Here is a 14,657-nt window from a genome sequence, read left to right as displayed (position 1 = left end):
ACACATTTATAAGGTATAAATTTCCCAAAGTGTGAAAATTTGCTTATCTTTGCACGTCTATCAAGTGTAGCGAAACAATAATTAAAAACAATCAAATAAAATGCAAAACAAAGGATTAGTAATTTGCGTAGCCATTCTCTTGACGCTCGCAAGTATCTTCTACCTGTCATTTTCAGTAGCGACAAGCTACTATGATGGTCAGGCAGCAAAGATTAAAGACCCTATTGCGCAACAGGATTATAAGGATTCTGTAAAGTATTTGGGGCTCTACTCTTACCAGAAATGCCTTGAAACACAGATCGGTCTTGGTCTTGACTTGAAGGGCGGTATGAACGTTGTACTCGAGATTTCGGTACCTGATGTTGTTGATTTCTTGGCAGATCACAAGCAGGATGCTGCTTATCAGAAGGCTTTGGAAACAGCAAAGCAGGAAGAGATGCATAGTCCAAAGGACTTTATCTCTCTCTTTGTAGATGCTTTCCACAAGGATGCTCCGGGTCATAAGCTTGCTGAGATCTTCGCTACACAGCAGCTCAAAGGCAAGGTTAGCACACAGAGTACAGACGAAGAGGTTGAGAAAGCACTCCGTGAAGAGGTTGCTTCAGCCATCGATAACTCATACAATGTCGTAACAAATCGTATCGACCAGTATGGTGTTGTACAGCCAAATATCCAGAAGTTGGAAGGTCAGGAAGGTCGACTCATGGTTGAAATGCCTGGTATTCGTGAGCCAGAGCGTATGCGTAAGCTCCTCCAGGGTTCTGCTAACCTTGAGTTCTGGGAGACTTATAACAACCAAGAAATAACTCCTTATCTCACTCAGCTCGATCAGCGTTTGGCTAATGGTGAGACAAAGGTTGACACTGCTGCTACTGATTCTACTAAGAAAGTACAGGCAAAGGCTGCTGCAACTCCAAAGTTTGCACTCAACAAGAACAATGCTGTAAAGGGCGAAGATGCTCAGATGGCAGCATTGAAGAAGATGCACCCATTGCTCTCTATGTTGCAGACTATCCCTGGTGATGCACTTAGCCTCGTAGGTTATGCAAACGTTCGTGATACAGCTGCTATCAATAAGATGATTTATGGTTCACTTGCTAAGCAGATTTTGCCAAGCGACTTGAAGCTTCTTTGGAGCGCTAAGCCAGAAGACGGACTCAATAAGAAGAACGTATATGGTCTTTATGCTTTGAAGATTACTACTTCTGATGGCCGTGCTCGCCTTGAGGGTGACGTTGTTACAACTGCTAAAGACGATTTTGATGAGCATGGTCGTCCAAGGGTTAGCATGACAATGAACTCTGAAGGTGCTCGTGAGTGGGCTGCTTTGACAAAGGCAAATGTAGGTAAGGCAATCGCAATCGTACTCGATGGCGTTGTTTATTCTGCTCCACGTGTTGACGGTGAAATTGCTGGTGGTCAGTCATCTATCTCTGGTAACTTCACAATTGAGGATACTAAGGACTTGGCTAACACATTGAAGTCAGGTCGTATGCCTGCTCCTGCGAAGATTGTACAGGAGGAAGTCGTAGGTCCTACACTTGGTGCACAGTCAATTGAGCAGGGTCTTATCTCTTTTGCTATTGCTTTCGTCCTCTTGATGCTTTACATGATTGTCATGTACAACTTCATTCCTGGTATGATGGCTAACCTTGCTTTGATAGCCAACCTCTTCTTCACGTTGGGTGTCTTAGCGTCCTTCCAGTCGGCATTGACTATGCCAGGTATTGCCGGTATCGTGTTGACCTTGGGTACAGCTGTGGATGCTAACGTGCTTATCTACGAGCGTATTAAGGAGGAGTTGAAACTTGGTAAGGGTATGAAGCAGGCTTTGAATGAGGGTTATGGAAATGCTTTCTCAGCTATCTTCGACTCTAACTTGACATCACTCATTACAGGTGTTATCCTTCTTGTGACTGGTACTGGTCCTATCCGTGGTTTCGCTACAACTTGGATCATTGGTATCGTTATCTCATTCTTCACTGCAGTATTCCTCACACGTCTTGTATTTGAGAACCGTGTAAGCAAGGATAAGTGGTTGAATCAGACTTTCACAACAGGCTTCTCTAAGAACTTCATGCAGGGTAAGAACTATCACTTCCTTAGCATGTATAAGACAACCTTCACTATTTGGGGTGTTGCTGTCTTGGTATGTATCGTCAGCTTTGCTGTTCGTGGCTTGAGTCGCAGTATTGACTTCACTGGTGGTCGCAACTATGTTGTCACATTAAACAAGCCTACCCATGTAGAGGACGTTCGTAAAGTGATGCAAGGAGCCTTCGTAAATACTGTTGGTGAGAATGCAGGTAAGCCTGCTACAACAACTGTTATTGCATTGGGTACAGATGGTAAGACTGTTCGTGTATCAACCAACTACAATATTGATTCTAACAATCCTGCTGAGGATGACAAGGCTGAGACAATCCTTTACAATGCATTGAAGAAGGGTGGCTTTGTTAGTCAGGCAAGTGTACAGAACTTCAAGAACCCAGATATTCGTGAGGGTGGCTCTATTATTCAGAGTGCAAAGGTTGGTCCTTCAATCGCTAAGAGCATTACTTATAATGCTATCATGAGCGTATTGTTGGCTATCTTCTTCATCTTCTTGTATATCCTCTTGCGTTTCCGCAACATTGGTTTCTCTGTTGGTTCAATCGTTGGTTTGGTTCTCGATACCACAATCGTTATCGGTTGCTTCTCGTTGTGCTATGGTTGGATTGGTTTCTCACTTGAGATAGACCAGACCTTCATCGGTGCTATCTTGACCGTAATCGGTTATGATATCAACGATACCGTGGTTGTTTACGACCGTATCCGTGAGAACTTGGGTAAGCATAAGCATAATCTTGCAAAGGCTGATATCCAAAAGATCTTCAATGATTCTATCAACCAGACCCTCTCACGTACTATCAATACATCTGTATCAACATTGATCGTGCTCGTGTCTATCTTCATCCTCGGTGGTGATAGCATCCGTAGTTTCTCATTTGCAATGATTATCGGTATTATTATCGGTACTTTGAGTTCAATCTTCATTGCATCTCCTGTTGCTTACCTCGTATTGGGTAAGAAGATTGAGAAGCATTCAAAGGAACTTGCAGAGGATCCAGTTGAGGCTTAATCAATAGATAGTCAGAACTAAGGTTTTACACCTTATTATATATAACAGCCCGTTACCAGCAATGGTAGCGGGTTGTTTTCGTATACCTTAAAGGACTGAATTGTGACTCTGTTGCGCATAAATGATAGCTGATATTATTGGTGTCCGATAAAACTTTTTTGGAGTTATCTGTGTTAGATAAAATAGGCTTAAACTTATGATTTCATTAATTTATTTGGTTATTATAGGGCTTTCCTTGTCAATATAAGCGCATTTTATAATGCTTACAGTTTAAAACTAAAAACCAAGCCCCTGGATAAGTAAAACGGCTGCAACACCGATGAATAAAGAGATACAGAACTTTCAGTTTATTTTTACCGGACAGCAATAAGCTGATATAATGGTAGTTTGGCTTGTTATAAGTGTTAGCTTACAAATTATTTACATGAGAATAATTTGTAGAGTATAAGGTGTAAGAGTCCCAAAATCCATGAACGGTGGTGTCATGTGGCTTCAATGTTCATACGCTTACTGGTTATTATCTCCTTTCACTGTTAATAATCTTCTATAGATATAACCCTCCTTCTCATTGCTGTTTACCCTCCGCACAGTGCGTGTTAACCCTCCGCACGATGTGTGCGGGGCGTCCGCACCACATGTGCGCAGCATCGAGACCACGCCAGAAAAGGGAAAGCAAGACTTATTATGGTGATTTATTGGTTTTTATTTTGCCGTTCATGTGGTTTGCACTACCTTTGTAGTCCAATTAAGAAAGATATAATGAGTAAGAAACATATACTCCTCGTTAATGACATAGCAGGATACGGAAAGGTTGCAACGGCAGCCATGCTTCCTATATTGTCCTACTTGGGACATCCCGTTTATAACCTCCCTACAGCGTTGGTATCCAATACGCTCGACTATGGTAAGTTCAATATCCTTGAGACAACCGACTATATCAAAGGCGTATTCCCAGTATGGAAGGAACTTGGCTTTAGCTTTGATGCGATTGCGACGGGCTTTATCGCTTCAGAACGACAGGCAAAACTGGTAGCAGACTATTGTCGTGAGCAGGCTGAACGTGGTACGACTATCTTTGTAGACCCGATTATGGGTGATGAAGGAAAGCTCTATAATGGTGTGACAGCTGCAACAATCAACTCTATGCGAGAGATGATTAGCGTAGCCGACCTTACTTTCCCTAATTACACAGAAGCGTGTTATCTTACATCAAGTAAGTATGATGAGAAGGGAGTTAGTTTCGAAGAAGCTAAACGATTGCTGGATGGTTTGCGACTGATAGGTACAAAGTCGGCAATGATTACTTCTATTCTCGTTGATGGTACACCGTCTGTTGTAGGTTATAACCATGCAACAGATAAGTATTTTACACTACCTTATACCGAGATACCAGTACATTTCCCAGGTACGGGTGATATCTTCTCGGCAATCCTCATTGGTCATCTGTTAGACGGTGAAGAGTTAATTCCAAGTACACAGAAGGCTATTGATGGCGTTTATAAACTGATAGATCTCAATAAAGACAACAAAGACAAAAACAGGGGAATCCCTTTGGAGAAGTATCTTGGTGTCTTGTAACAATAAATTATGGACTGGATTAACGGACTATTTGCCATTCCTTCTGCCCTACAGGCAGTCGTGGTCCTCTCGCTGGTTTGTACAGTGGGATTGGGCTTAGGTAAGATTAGAGTAGCAGGCATATCACTTGGTATTGCCTTTGTATTCTTTTTTGGTATTGCTGCGGGTAGTTTTGGCTTGCAGGTAGATGAGCAGATGCTTAATTACTGTGAGACTTTCGGATTGGTTATCTTCGTCTATACACTCGGACTGAGTGTAGGACCAACCTTCTTTGGCTCTTTCCGACATGAAGGAACCTTGTTTAATCTGTGGAGTTTAGGCGTTATCTTCTTGGGAACCATTATGTCTGTCGTGCTCTCATATGCAATGAATGTACCGATGTCAAGCATGGTTGGTATCCTTTGTGGTGCTACAACGAATACGCCAGCACTTGGTGCAGCACAGCAAGCATTGCAACATGCGGGGCATAGTGGTGGTCCGGCAGCATTGGCAACAGCCGTTACTTATCCATTAGGTGTTGTCGGTGTTATCTTTGCCATGATATTTCTTCGTAAGTTCTTTGTGAAGCCTTCCGACTTAGTAGTACATTCGGGAGCAGAAGACGATCATACTTATATCGGACAGTTTGTTGTTCTTAATCCAGCCGTTAATGGTAAAACAATCGCTGAGATAGCAAAAGGAACACATCGAAAGTTTATTATCTCACGTATTTGGCGTGGTGATGAAGTCATCGTTCCGATGAGTACAACGGTCCTACAAGCTAATGATAATCTGCTTGTAGCGTCCAAACGCGAAGAAGTTCCAGCTATGGAGATACTCTTCGGAAAGCAGGTTAACCGCGACTTGAATAAGGAACAGGTGGATTGGAACCATCTTGATACGAAGGTGGAGAGCCGTGTTATCATCTTGTCAAACGGTGTGTTAAATGGTAAAAAGCTTGGTCAACTTCATTTGCGAGATGCTTATAATGTCAATGTGAGCCGTGTTATTCGTGCTGATATCAAGCTGTTGGCAACGCAAGACCTTGTCCTTCGTTATGGTGACCGCCTTACCTTGGTGGGTCAACCAGAGGCTATTGATCATGCAGAGACCTTCTTGGGCAACTCTGTTAAGACGCTTAACGAACCTAATCTTGCTGTCATCTTCCTCGGAATGCTTCTTGGTTTGGCTTTAGGAACAATCCCTCTCAACATTCCTGGTATGGACTCACCAATCCGATTGGGTATTGCTGGTGGTCCAATCATCATGGGTATATTGGCTGGAGCCTTTGGTCCTCGTTTGCATTTCATTGCTTATACGACGCGTAGTGCCTCACTCATGCTTCGTAAGTTGGGCTTATCACTCTATCTGGCGTGCTTAGGCTTGGATGCTGGTAAAGACTTCCTCGATACCGTTGTGCGCCCAGAAGGTTTGCTATGGATAGGTTTAGGCTTTGCACTTACCGTTGTTCCGGTTGTCATTGTTGGGTTAATAGCCCTGCGATTGAAGAAGTTTGACTTCGGCACTATCTGTGGTATCCTTTGCGGTTCGATGGCTAATCCAATGGCATTGGGCTACGCCAACGATACGGTAAAGGGTGAAACGAGCAACATTAGTTATGCTTCGGTTTATCCTTTGGGCATGTTTGCCAGGGTTATTATTGCACAGATATTAGTCATGTTCTTCGTCTGATAGGTCCTTAGTGTCGCAATGGTTATCAACTTATCTCAGTTATCAGTAGGCTATTCGCTGTCCCATCCTGTTATCTCTGACATCAACTTAGAGTTACGGAGTGGGCAGTTAGCATGCTTGATAGGAGAGAATGGAATTGGTAAATCAACCCTTTTAAAGACCCTCACAGGCTTTCTTCCGAAGTTGAAAGGTAGCCTTTTGTTGGGTAATCGTGATATCGGCTCTTTCTCTCAGCGGGAACTTGCACGGCAGGTGAGTATTGTTTTGACACAAAAACCAGATGTGCAGAACCTCACGATAGAGGAGATAATAGGCTTGGGAAGGTCGCCTTATACAGGTTTCTTTGGTCGATTGCGTGCGGAAGACCGTAAGGTTGTCGATGATGCAATCGCTACGATGGGGATTGAAAACCTCAGAGGGAGAATGATTCAGACTCTTTCTGATGGCGAAAGGCAGAAGGTAATGATTGCGAAAGCACTGGCTCAAGAAACCCCTATCATCTTACTTGATGAGCCAACAGCCTTCCTCGATTTTCCTTCTAAGGCTGAAACCTTTCAGTCTTTACAGCGAATGGCACATGAAAGGGATAAACTTATCCTCCTATCAACGCATGACTTAGAACTCGCTGTACGCTTTGCTGATAGCTTGTTGGAGGTAAAGAAGGGTACTTTACAAGCTGTGTCTGCATCGGAAGTGAAGGCTTCTATCCGTGCAATCATTGATAGTTAGTCTTGGTTTTAGTCAATGTTTCAATAGCTTTCGCATCCCAATACGTAATAAATAAAACATTAAAATAAATAGAAAGAACTTATGAAAAAGAATGTATGGATAGCTCCTATCGTCCTTGTACTTGCTTTAATCTTGAATAGTTGTGGTACACAACAGAAGGCAGCAGCACCAGTTACGACACCAGTTGCTCAAGAACCAGTTGTCGCAGTTGAGCCTTTGAAGGAGGTAATCAGTATTGCAGACGCTTTGGATATGTATCAGAATCCAGACAAGGTAGAGGCTATTACGAAGAAATATGGTTATAAATTGAAGACAAATTATGAGGTTTATCGACTCGATAAGTTCTCTAAGATGTACTATAAGAATTGTGCGCTTGCAAAGCTTCTTACCGCTGATAAGTATGAGGATTATCCAAAGCCAATGCGCAAAGGTGTGTCAAGTTACGTAGCATTTAAGGATGGAGCGATTATCATTGCAGTGTTCAATCAGCCTGCGTATGATAATCTTGTGGCGCAGGTAAAGGCTGCAGGTTTCACCTTGGATATGCCTGGTAGTGAGGATATCTATACTAACGGCAGTCGCACTATCGCTTGTTATAAGGACGGAAAGAGCGTGAGAATCCAGTAAGACAGCCGTTGCTTTTATCGCTCTTTGCGCTTATTAGCATAAGTCATAACCCTCTCATCGCTTCTCTTTTGCCATAAATCGTGGTCTAAGAGAAGGATGAGAGGGCTTTTCTTTGGTTCTTCCGTTAAATATGTAGACGCTTTTCGTATTGCTTTAACCCAAATTCTGATATTGAAAAACATTTATTTTAAGCCTTCGAAAATCTGCTGATAAGGCTTTGAAAAATCATTACATAATTTCAAATAAAACATCTATAAATAAGGATAAAAACACACATAAAAGGCAAGTTTGCAACCAACAGTAAATCAATTAGTTATAAAGTAGTAAAGTAAAAGGTGCTTAATTGGACTTCAAAAGGGCGTTAGTAAGGGTCTTAAAGGGCACCTTTTGCAAGCCAATTGGGCGTCTTTTAGAAGCCAAAAGAGCATGTATTCAAAATTATGATGTGAAAAATTATGACAGAATAATAAGTTATTAGCCTAATTAGCCCAATTGGACCAAATAGCCTAATTAGGCTAATAGGAATAAGTTGTTTGTAGAAGACAGATAGATATCATACCTAATTACATTTATCGCATAGTTTATCCCCCATTCTAAAGCCACCTAATTGGGAGTAATCATACCATGTATGTTGATTAATCTCATTCTATTAACAAGCTACGTATTTAAAGGAAGAACCTTTTTCTTTATACTTTTCTCATCATTTTGTTTGCTTTTCTCAGTAACAAAGACTATATTTGTTGTCTTAATACTTTGAAAGTCTAACTAAATGAGAAATCTACTATTGACCTGCCTTTTAGGGCTTTTTAGCCTCACTTCTACAGCACAACAGAGCTATGATTGGGAAGAATTGTTTGAAGAACTCTATGCAAGTAACGAAGAAAACGTGGATGCAAAGGAGGAAACTTTTGAACTATTAGCCGACCTTTCAGAACATCCACTCAACCTCAATACGGTAAGTAGGGACGAACTTGCACGTATCCCGTTTCTTACAGCAGAACAAATTGAGGACATACAAGCCTATGTTTATCAATATCATGGTATGCAGTCATTGGGCGAGTTGGCTATGATTGAATCCTTAGATGCCCTCCGTCGCCAGCTTCTTCCTTATTTTGTCTATGTCTCTCCAGTAGAAGAACAACACCAGTTTCCCACACTTAAATCAATTATAAAAGGTGGAAAGCATACCATCTTATTGACCGGTCATATTCCTTTTTATCAGCGTGAAGGCGACCAGAAAGGCTATCTTGGCTATCCTTATGCCCATTCTTTCCGTTATTCCTTCCGTTATGGCGATTATGTTCAGGCTGGATTGTTAGGCGCACAAGATGCTGGTGAACCCTTCTTTGCGTATGGTAATCGTCTTGGTTATGACCATTACAGTTTTTACTTGCTGTTAAGAAAGATGGGACGCTTGAAGACTTTGGCTGTAGGACGATATAAAGTGAACTTCGGACAAGGACTCATTATCAACAATTCTTTTGGCTTTGGGAAACTTGCCATGCTCTCAATGTTAGGCAGACAATCAACAGGTATTCGCGCACATTCCTCTCGTTCGGCTGCTAATTATCTGCAGGGAGCGGCTGCAACGGTGGGAATTGCAAAGCATCTTGACCTAACCACTTTTCTTTCTTACCGCAGTATAGATGCTACACTAACGGATAGTGGAACCATTAAGACAATTCTCAAGACTGGTTATCACCGTACTGTGCGTGAGATAAACAGTAAAGATGTTGCCACACAGTTTACTGCAGGAACCCACTTAGGCTGGTCATCGGGTGCTTTTCGTGTGGGATTATCGGGCGTTTATTCTTGTTTCAACAAGGAGTTAACGCCCAATACGTCCTTATATTACCGTCATTATGCTCCTTCAGGGACTAACTTTTGGAACGTAAGTGCAGACTATAGCTATCAGCATCCACGTTGGTCGTTGGCAGGTGAGACGGCAATGGATAGCAAAGGAAGCATTGCTATGGTGAATAACCTTTCCTATCAGCCTACTTCTAAGCTCTCTTTACTTGCCGTTCAGCGTTATTATGGCTACCAATACACAGCACTCTTCGCACGTAGTTTTGGTGATAATGGGGCGGTTCAGAATGAAAGTGGATTACTCATTGGTGCGAATTGGAATGTAAAACGGGGTTTGTCGTTCATGGCTTATAGTGATTTCGCTTATTTCTCACACCCTCGTTTTGGCGCACATACAGTTAGTAAGGCATGGGATAACCTACTGATGCTAACTTATAGTCGTCAACGTTGGGTGCTTTTGGCTCGCTATCGCTTTAGAATACGTGAGAAAGACAATCGAGATAAGACCACTCTTGTCAACGAAGTGACGCAACGTGGTCGTCTTTCTTTGGCTTATTCGGTAGAATCTTGGAGCTGTAAAAGCCAGTTGGATGTCGTTGCAAGCAATTATCTCAAGCGTAGTTTCGGTTATATGGTGAGTGAGTCTGGGGCTTGGAAACCGCTTTCGTGGCTCACGCTGAATGGTATGATTGGTTATTTCCAAACGACAGATTTCGCTTCACGTATCTATATTTATGAACGTGGTCCACTCTATTCTTTTAGTTTTCCTGCCTTCTTTGGTAAGGGTATGCACTATAGTCTGTTTGCTCGGGCAGACCTATCGAGCCGTCTTATGATAATTCTTCGCAGTTCAACCACGCATTATTTCGACCGTGACCACATATCCTCAGGACTTCAGCAAGTCAATTCCTCAACGCTAAGTGGACTTGATATTCAGTTGCGTTGGCGGTTTTAGGTGCTGATACTTTATGTGATTACGATTTATGGGGAGGATAACATAGGTTACTATTCACCAAAGGCTTCATAGTTTCCCATCCGTAAGAGCATTGGAAAATGGCGTCGGTAACGATAAAGAGAGAAGTCACCTTCGTCGTCAAATGCCGTAAAATCGAATTGATGTGTGGCTTGATACTTTGCAGTAGAATTGTGTTCTTCAACGTAGATGTTCGTCAAACAGGGTTGTCCATCAGACATATTGATAAGGAGTTGATAGTCATATTTGTATCCTTGTCCACCCTCATAACTCAGTTCTATACCCTCTTTTCCTGTCGTAATCTCCTCAAAACTTAGCATTACATCCGCCTCCGTGTTACGGATAACATTGCTATAAACCCATCTGTTTCCCTTGTATTCAATGGCAAGAAGACGGTCGGTAAAGATCGAATCTGTGATGCTGTCTATGCTTGTCGTCATCGTTATCGGAGACAAAATAGCGGCATTCATTCCCTTGAAAGATGCTTCACCCGTCTTCACATAGAAGTTAGATATCTTAAAGCCCTTCCATGTATAAAAGCCCTTCCAGCGGTTTGGTGTAGGACAACTAAGCGTTATGGTGTTATTCGTAAAGCTTGTCAGGTGTTGAATTGGCTTCCCATAATATCCCATAACCGTATCAGCATCGACGTCATATCCGTCCTCTATCAGTGGATTATCAGCCTTTTTACTTGTCTTTGTGGTGTCGGCAGAAAGGTTGAAAGCCATGCAATTAACAGCAAACAGCGTAAATAATAAAAAGTAGAAAACCTTTCTTCTCATATTCCTAACCCTCTTTTGTTTTATAATTAACTATCGATTCTATCATTTCCTACGGTTGCAAAAGTAATTAAAAGTACCGATATAAACAAGTAAGAACTATGGTTGCCGAATTATTTTCATGAAAATAAATATTTTTTGTCGTGAAAATAAATATTTATCTTTATGAAAATAAATTCTTCTTGTCATGAAAATAATTCGTAGGAGAGGATTGTTGTGCTATTGATCTACCTTCTTTTTGATTAGTAAACACATACACTTTGGTGATAATAAAAGGTGTTTTTTTGTCGCTTGTTATCCTTTTTTTTATCTATATTTGCAGAAGAAAGCAATACTATATACGACATGAAACAAGTCAGTAAGATAATTCTTTGTTTGCTCTGTATGGCAATGGCATTGACAGGTTGCCGTGATAAGGTGCGGTCAAAAGCCGATACTGTTGACCATCAAGCCGCAGTAAGCCAGTCAATGAAGCGTATATCAAAGGTGGAAAAACAAGGAGATATGCGTCAGTATGATGTTGCTGACAAGCAGCGAATAACTGATTTTATTCCCAAAGGTTATAAACTATTTGAGAAGATATCGGGCGACTTGAACAAAGATGGGCTTGACGACTGCGTGTTAATCATCAAGGCAACACGCAAGGATGGCTTTGAAAGAGATTATGAAGGTAAATTGATAGACCGAAATCGTAGGGGTATTATTGTGCTGTTCTCTGAAGAGAAAGGCTATAAAGTTGCTGTAAAGAATTACAACTGCTTCTCGTCAGAGAATGAGGATGGTGGAGTTTATTTTGCTCCTTACCTGAGTATAGATATTAGGAATAGTAAGCTTTTTGTACATTATGCTCATGGTCGGTATGGCTATTGGGAGTATTGCTTCCGTTATCAAGACTCTGACTTTATGTTGATAGGTTATGAATCATTTGGTAGTCAGGGTCCAACAGTGCTTGGAAAAGTGAGTATTAACTTCCTTACAGGGGTTAGGTATGATGATGATAATGTCAATAAGTATGATGATGATGCGGAAGAAAAGTTTGTACGGAAAGTTATAAAGCTGAAGAAAGAACCATTAAAGAAACTCTCGGAGATAGATGATTTTGATGAACTTGAAATAGAGAGACTGAATACAGATGATTAATAGATAAGATATAAGTTTTGAATCAAATGAACAAGACGACTGTAGTAGGGCTGATATTAACGATCTTTATACTGTCAGGTTGCCGTGATAAGGCACGGTCAAAAGGCGATACTGCCAACCATCAAGCCGCAGTAAGCCAGTCAATGAAGCGTATATCAAAGGTGGAAAAACAAGGAGATATGCGTCAGTATGATATTGCTGACAAGCAGCGAATAACTGATTTCATTCCCAAAGGTTATAAACTATTTGAGAAGATATCGGGCGACTTGAACAAAGATGGGCTTGAAGACTGTGTGTTAATCATCAAGGCAACACGTAAGGATGGCTTCGTAAAAAACAGTTTTGATAAAGTTGTAGACCGTAATCGTAGGGGTATTATCATACTGTTTACTGAGAAAGATGGTTATAAACTTGCGTCGAAGAATTACAACTGCTTCTCATCAGAGAATGAGGATGGAGGTAATTATTTTTCTCCAGAGTTGGGTGTAATTATAAAGGATAGTAAGCTATATTTACATTATTACCATGGTAGATATGGTTATTGGGAGTATTGTTTCCGTTATCAGAACTCAGATTTTATGCTTATAGGCTATGAAGCGTCTCATGATCGTGGACCAGTAGTCTTATCCAAAACGAGCATTAACTTTCTTACAGGCGTCGAATATGATGATGAGAATATTAATGCTTACAACTTTAATGCTGATTCTGATGATGACTCTGAAATAGATGAAGTGTTCAAGAGGACTGTCGTTAAGTTGAAGAAAAAGCCATTAATGAAACTCTCGGAAATAGAAGATTTCGACGAACTAAGGTTTGAATAGTTATCTTAAACAAAGGGATTACGAATAAAAGAGTTTGTGTGTTGTCGTTTTGTTCTTACTATTTGAGGAGGTCCCTTATATTGCTTTTGGTAAATAAAATGAGTTGAACATGTAGCTTTTAAGGGCTGTGTAGAGTTATCGAGTGCTTGCCTTTAAAACATATAGAGCGTAAGAATCGGCTCAAAATACCATTCTTTCTACTCGTTTTTAGGCTCGCGATGAACCGATAATTCGCTTTTTATTGCTATATTTGCACCGATTAAGGTTTGTAAGTCATGAATGAATCAAGAGATATATTGCAATATCTGCATTATCATCCACTCTCTTCTCGTGGTGATATTTCTACAGGAACGGCTTTCAAAGGTAGTGATGCGACTTTGAAACGTATGATAACAGCTGGCATTAAGGCAGGAGACATCGTGGCAGAAGGAAAAGCACGTGCTACTCGTTATAGGCTTTCTCCCCAAGCCCAGTTGCTGATGCCACTCAATCTTGATACTTATTTCGCGCTTGAAGTGGATAAGCGACAGGTGCAAAGAAGTTACAATTTTGAGTTAATTAATGGTCTACTCACAGAAACAAGACTTTTCTCAGACAAAGAGCAAGCTCACCTTGATGCATTACAAGATGAATTTCGGCAGCATGTCAATGAGTTGACTGATAATGAGTATCGTAAGGAGATGGAGCGGTTAGGAATTGATCTTAGTTGGAAGTCTTCGCAAATAGAAGGTAACACATATACTTTGCTTGAAACAGAACGTTTGCTCCGTGAGAGCAAGACAGCTGAAGGTAAGTCGAAAGAAGAGGCTGTGATGCTACTCAATCATAAGGATGCTTTGAGCTTTGTCCTTGACAACCCAGACTATCTACAGGAACTAACGGTTAGTCATATAGAGGATATTCACCAATTACTAACAAAGGATCTCTCTATAGATAAAGGTCTTCGTCGTCATCGTGTGGGCATTACAGGTACTAATTACCACCCTTTAGATAATGAATTCCAAATCCGTGAGGCTATGAGAGAAGCCTGTGAACTAATCAATAGTAAGTCTAATATCTTTGAGAAAGCCCTACTCACACTCGTACTTCTGTCTTATATTCAACCCTTCTCAGATGGGAATAAGCGCACAGCACGTATTACGAGTAATGCAATACTTATTGCTAATGACTATTGTCCACTTAGTTTTCGTTCTGTAGACTCAATAGACTACAAGAAAGCTATGCTTATCTTTTATGAGCAAAATAGCCTTTATGCCTTTAAGCAAATATTCATGGAACAGTTTGAGTTTGCCGTAAAGGAGTATTTCTAATATGTAATATGTATGTGTCTTTGGACTTTCAATTACTGTCTATGAGATGTAAAGGTGAGAAGGAGAGCAGAGTTTAGTTTGAAAGTGAGAGATTTCTTT

At 41.0% G+C, this 14,657-nt stretch carries 10 protein-coding genes; 9 read left to right on the top strand and 1 reads right to left on the bottom strand.

Annotated elements, in window-relative coordinates; genetic code table 11:
* Positions 1–100 precede the first annotated feature (100 nt).
* From secDF to FIU21_RS11205, 6 genes are all read left to right on the top strand, one after another.
* Complete coding sequence (gene secDF / locus FIU21_RS11230) at positions 101–3,121, top strand: protein translocase subunit SecDF (RefSeq protein WP_004361021.1); 3,021 nt, start codon at positions 101–103, stop codon at positions 3,119–3,121.
* 759 nt (positions 3,122–3,880) lie between these two features.
* On the top strand, positions 3,881–4,699 hold the full coding sequence (locus tag FIU21_RS11225; protein WP_004361019.1) for a pyridoxamine kinase: 819 nt from the start codon (positions 3,881–3,883) through the stop codon (positions 4,697–4,699).
* 9 nt (positions 4,700–4,708) lie between these two features.
* On the top strand, positions 4,709–6,370 hold the full coding sequence (locus FIU21_RS11220; RefSeq protein ID WP_004361017.1) for a putative transporter: 1,662 nt from the start codon (positions 4,709–4,711) through the stop codon (positions 6,368–6,370).
* 18 nt (positions 6,371–6,388) lie between these two features.
* Positions 6,389–7,099 carry an ABC transporter ATP-binding protein gene (locus FIU21_RS11215; RefSeq protein WP_004361015.1) on the top strand — a complete coding sequence of 237 codons (711 nt, stop codon included), beginning with the start codon at positions 6,389–6,391 and terminating at the stop codon, positions 7,097–7,099.
* A gap of 81 nt (positions 7,100–7,180) precedes the next feature.
* Positions 7,181–7,726: a hypothetical protein gene (locus tag FIU21_RS11210; protein WP_004361013.1), complete on the top strand. Its 546-nt coding sequence runs from the start codon at positions 7,181–7,183 to the stop codon at positions 7,724–7,726.
* A gap of 769 nt (positions 7,727–8,495) precedes the next feature.
* A complete protein-coding gene (locus FIU21_RS11205) occupies positions 8,496–10,490 on the top strand; it encodes a helix-hairpin-helix domain-containing protein (RefSeq protein ID WP_004361011.1) in 1,995 nt (664 codons plus the stop codon).
* Between the two features lie 50 nt (positions 10,491–10,540).
* On the opposite strand, the gene FIU21_RS11200 is transcribed toward FIU21_RS11205, so the two are convergent.
* Positions 10,541–11,290: a hypothetical protein gene (locus tag FIU21_RS11200; RefSeq protein WP_004361010.1), complete on the bottom strand. Its 750-nt coding sequence runs from the start codon at positions 11,288–11,290 to the stop codon at positions 10,541–10,543.
* A 342-nt stretch (positions 11,291–11,632) separates the two neighbouring features.
* Here FIU21_RS11200 and FIU21_RS11195 point away from each other — a divergent pair, with 342 nt between their 5' ends.
* From FIU21_RS11195 to FIU21_RS11185, 3 genes are all read left to right on the top strand, one after another.
* On the top strand, positions 11,633–12,427 hold the full coding sequence (locus FIU21_RS11195) for a hypothetical protein (RefSeq protein WP_036886706.1): 795 nt from the start codon (positions 11,633–11,635) through the stop codon (positions 12,425–12,427).
* A 26-nt stretch (positions 12,428–12,453) separates the two neighbouring features.
* Positions 12,454–13,248, top strand: a complete 795-nt coding sequence (locus FIU21_RS11190) for a hypothetical protein (protein WP_316908332.1) — start codon at positions 12,454–12,456, stop codon at positions 13,246–13,248.
* Positions 13,249–13,523: 275 nt separating this feature from the next.
* Positions 13,524–14,558 carry a Fic family protein gene (locus FIU21_RS11185; RefSeq protein WP_004361004.1) on the top strand — a complete coding sequence of 345 codons (1,035 nt, stop codon included), beginning with the start codon at positions 13,524–13,526 and terminating at the stop codon, positions 14,556–14,558.
* The last annotated feature ends 99 nt before the right edge of the window (positions 14,559–14,657 follow it).

It is taken from the genome of Prevotella melaninogenica (assembly GCF_013267595.1).
Taxonomy (GTDB): Bacteria; Bacteroidota; Bacteroidia; order Bacteroidales; family Bacteroidaceae; genus Prevotella; species Prevotella melaninogenica_D.
The sequence above is the reverse complement of the archived record's forward strand: the minus strand, read 5'-3'. Positions and strand labels throughout refer to the sequence as shown.

Bases quoted from the DNA above. Each gene is read 5' to 3' on its own strand.
- secDF (WP_004361021.1), top strand. From the start codon at position 101: ATGCAAAACAAAGGATTAGTAATTTGCGTAGCCATTCTCTTGACGCTC.
- FIU21_RS11225 (WP_004361019.1), top strand. From the start codon at position 3,881: ATGAGTAAGAAACATATACTCCTCGTTAATGACATAGCAGGATACGGA.
- FIU21_RS11220 (WP_004361017.1), top strand. From the start codon at position 4,709: ATGGACTGGATTAACGGACTATTTGCCATTCCTTCTGCCCTACAGGCA.
- FIU21_RS11215 (WP_004361015.1), top strand. From the start codon at position 6,389: ATGGTTATCAACTTATCTCAGTTATCAGTAGGCTATTCGCTGTCCCAT.
- FIU21_RS11210 (WP_004361013.1), top strand. From the start codon at position 7,181: ATGAAAAAGAATGTATGGATAGCTCCTATCGTCCTTGTACTTGCTTTA.
- FIU21_RS11205 (WP_004361011.1), top strand. From the start codon at position 8,496: ATGAGAAATCTACTATTGACCTGCCTTTTAGGGCTTTTTAGCCTCACT.
- FIU21_RS11200 (WP_004361010.1), bottom strand. From the start codon at position 11,290: ATGAGAAGAAAGGTTTTCTACTTTTTATTATTTACGCTGTTTGCTGTT.
- FIU21_RS11195 (WP_036886706.1), top strand. From the start codon at position 11,633: ATGAAACAAGTCAGTAAGATAATTCTTTGTTTGCTCTGTATGGCAATG.
- FIU21_RS11190 (WP_316908332.1), top strand. From the start codon at position 12,454: ATGAACAAGACGACTGTAGTAGGGCTGATATTAACGATCTTTATACTG.
- FIU21_RS11185 (WP_004361004.1), top strand. From the start codon at position 13,524: ATGAATGAATCAAGAGATATATTGCAATATCTGCATTATCATCCACTC.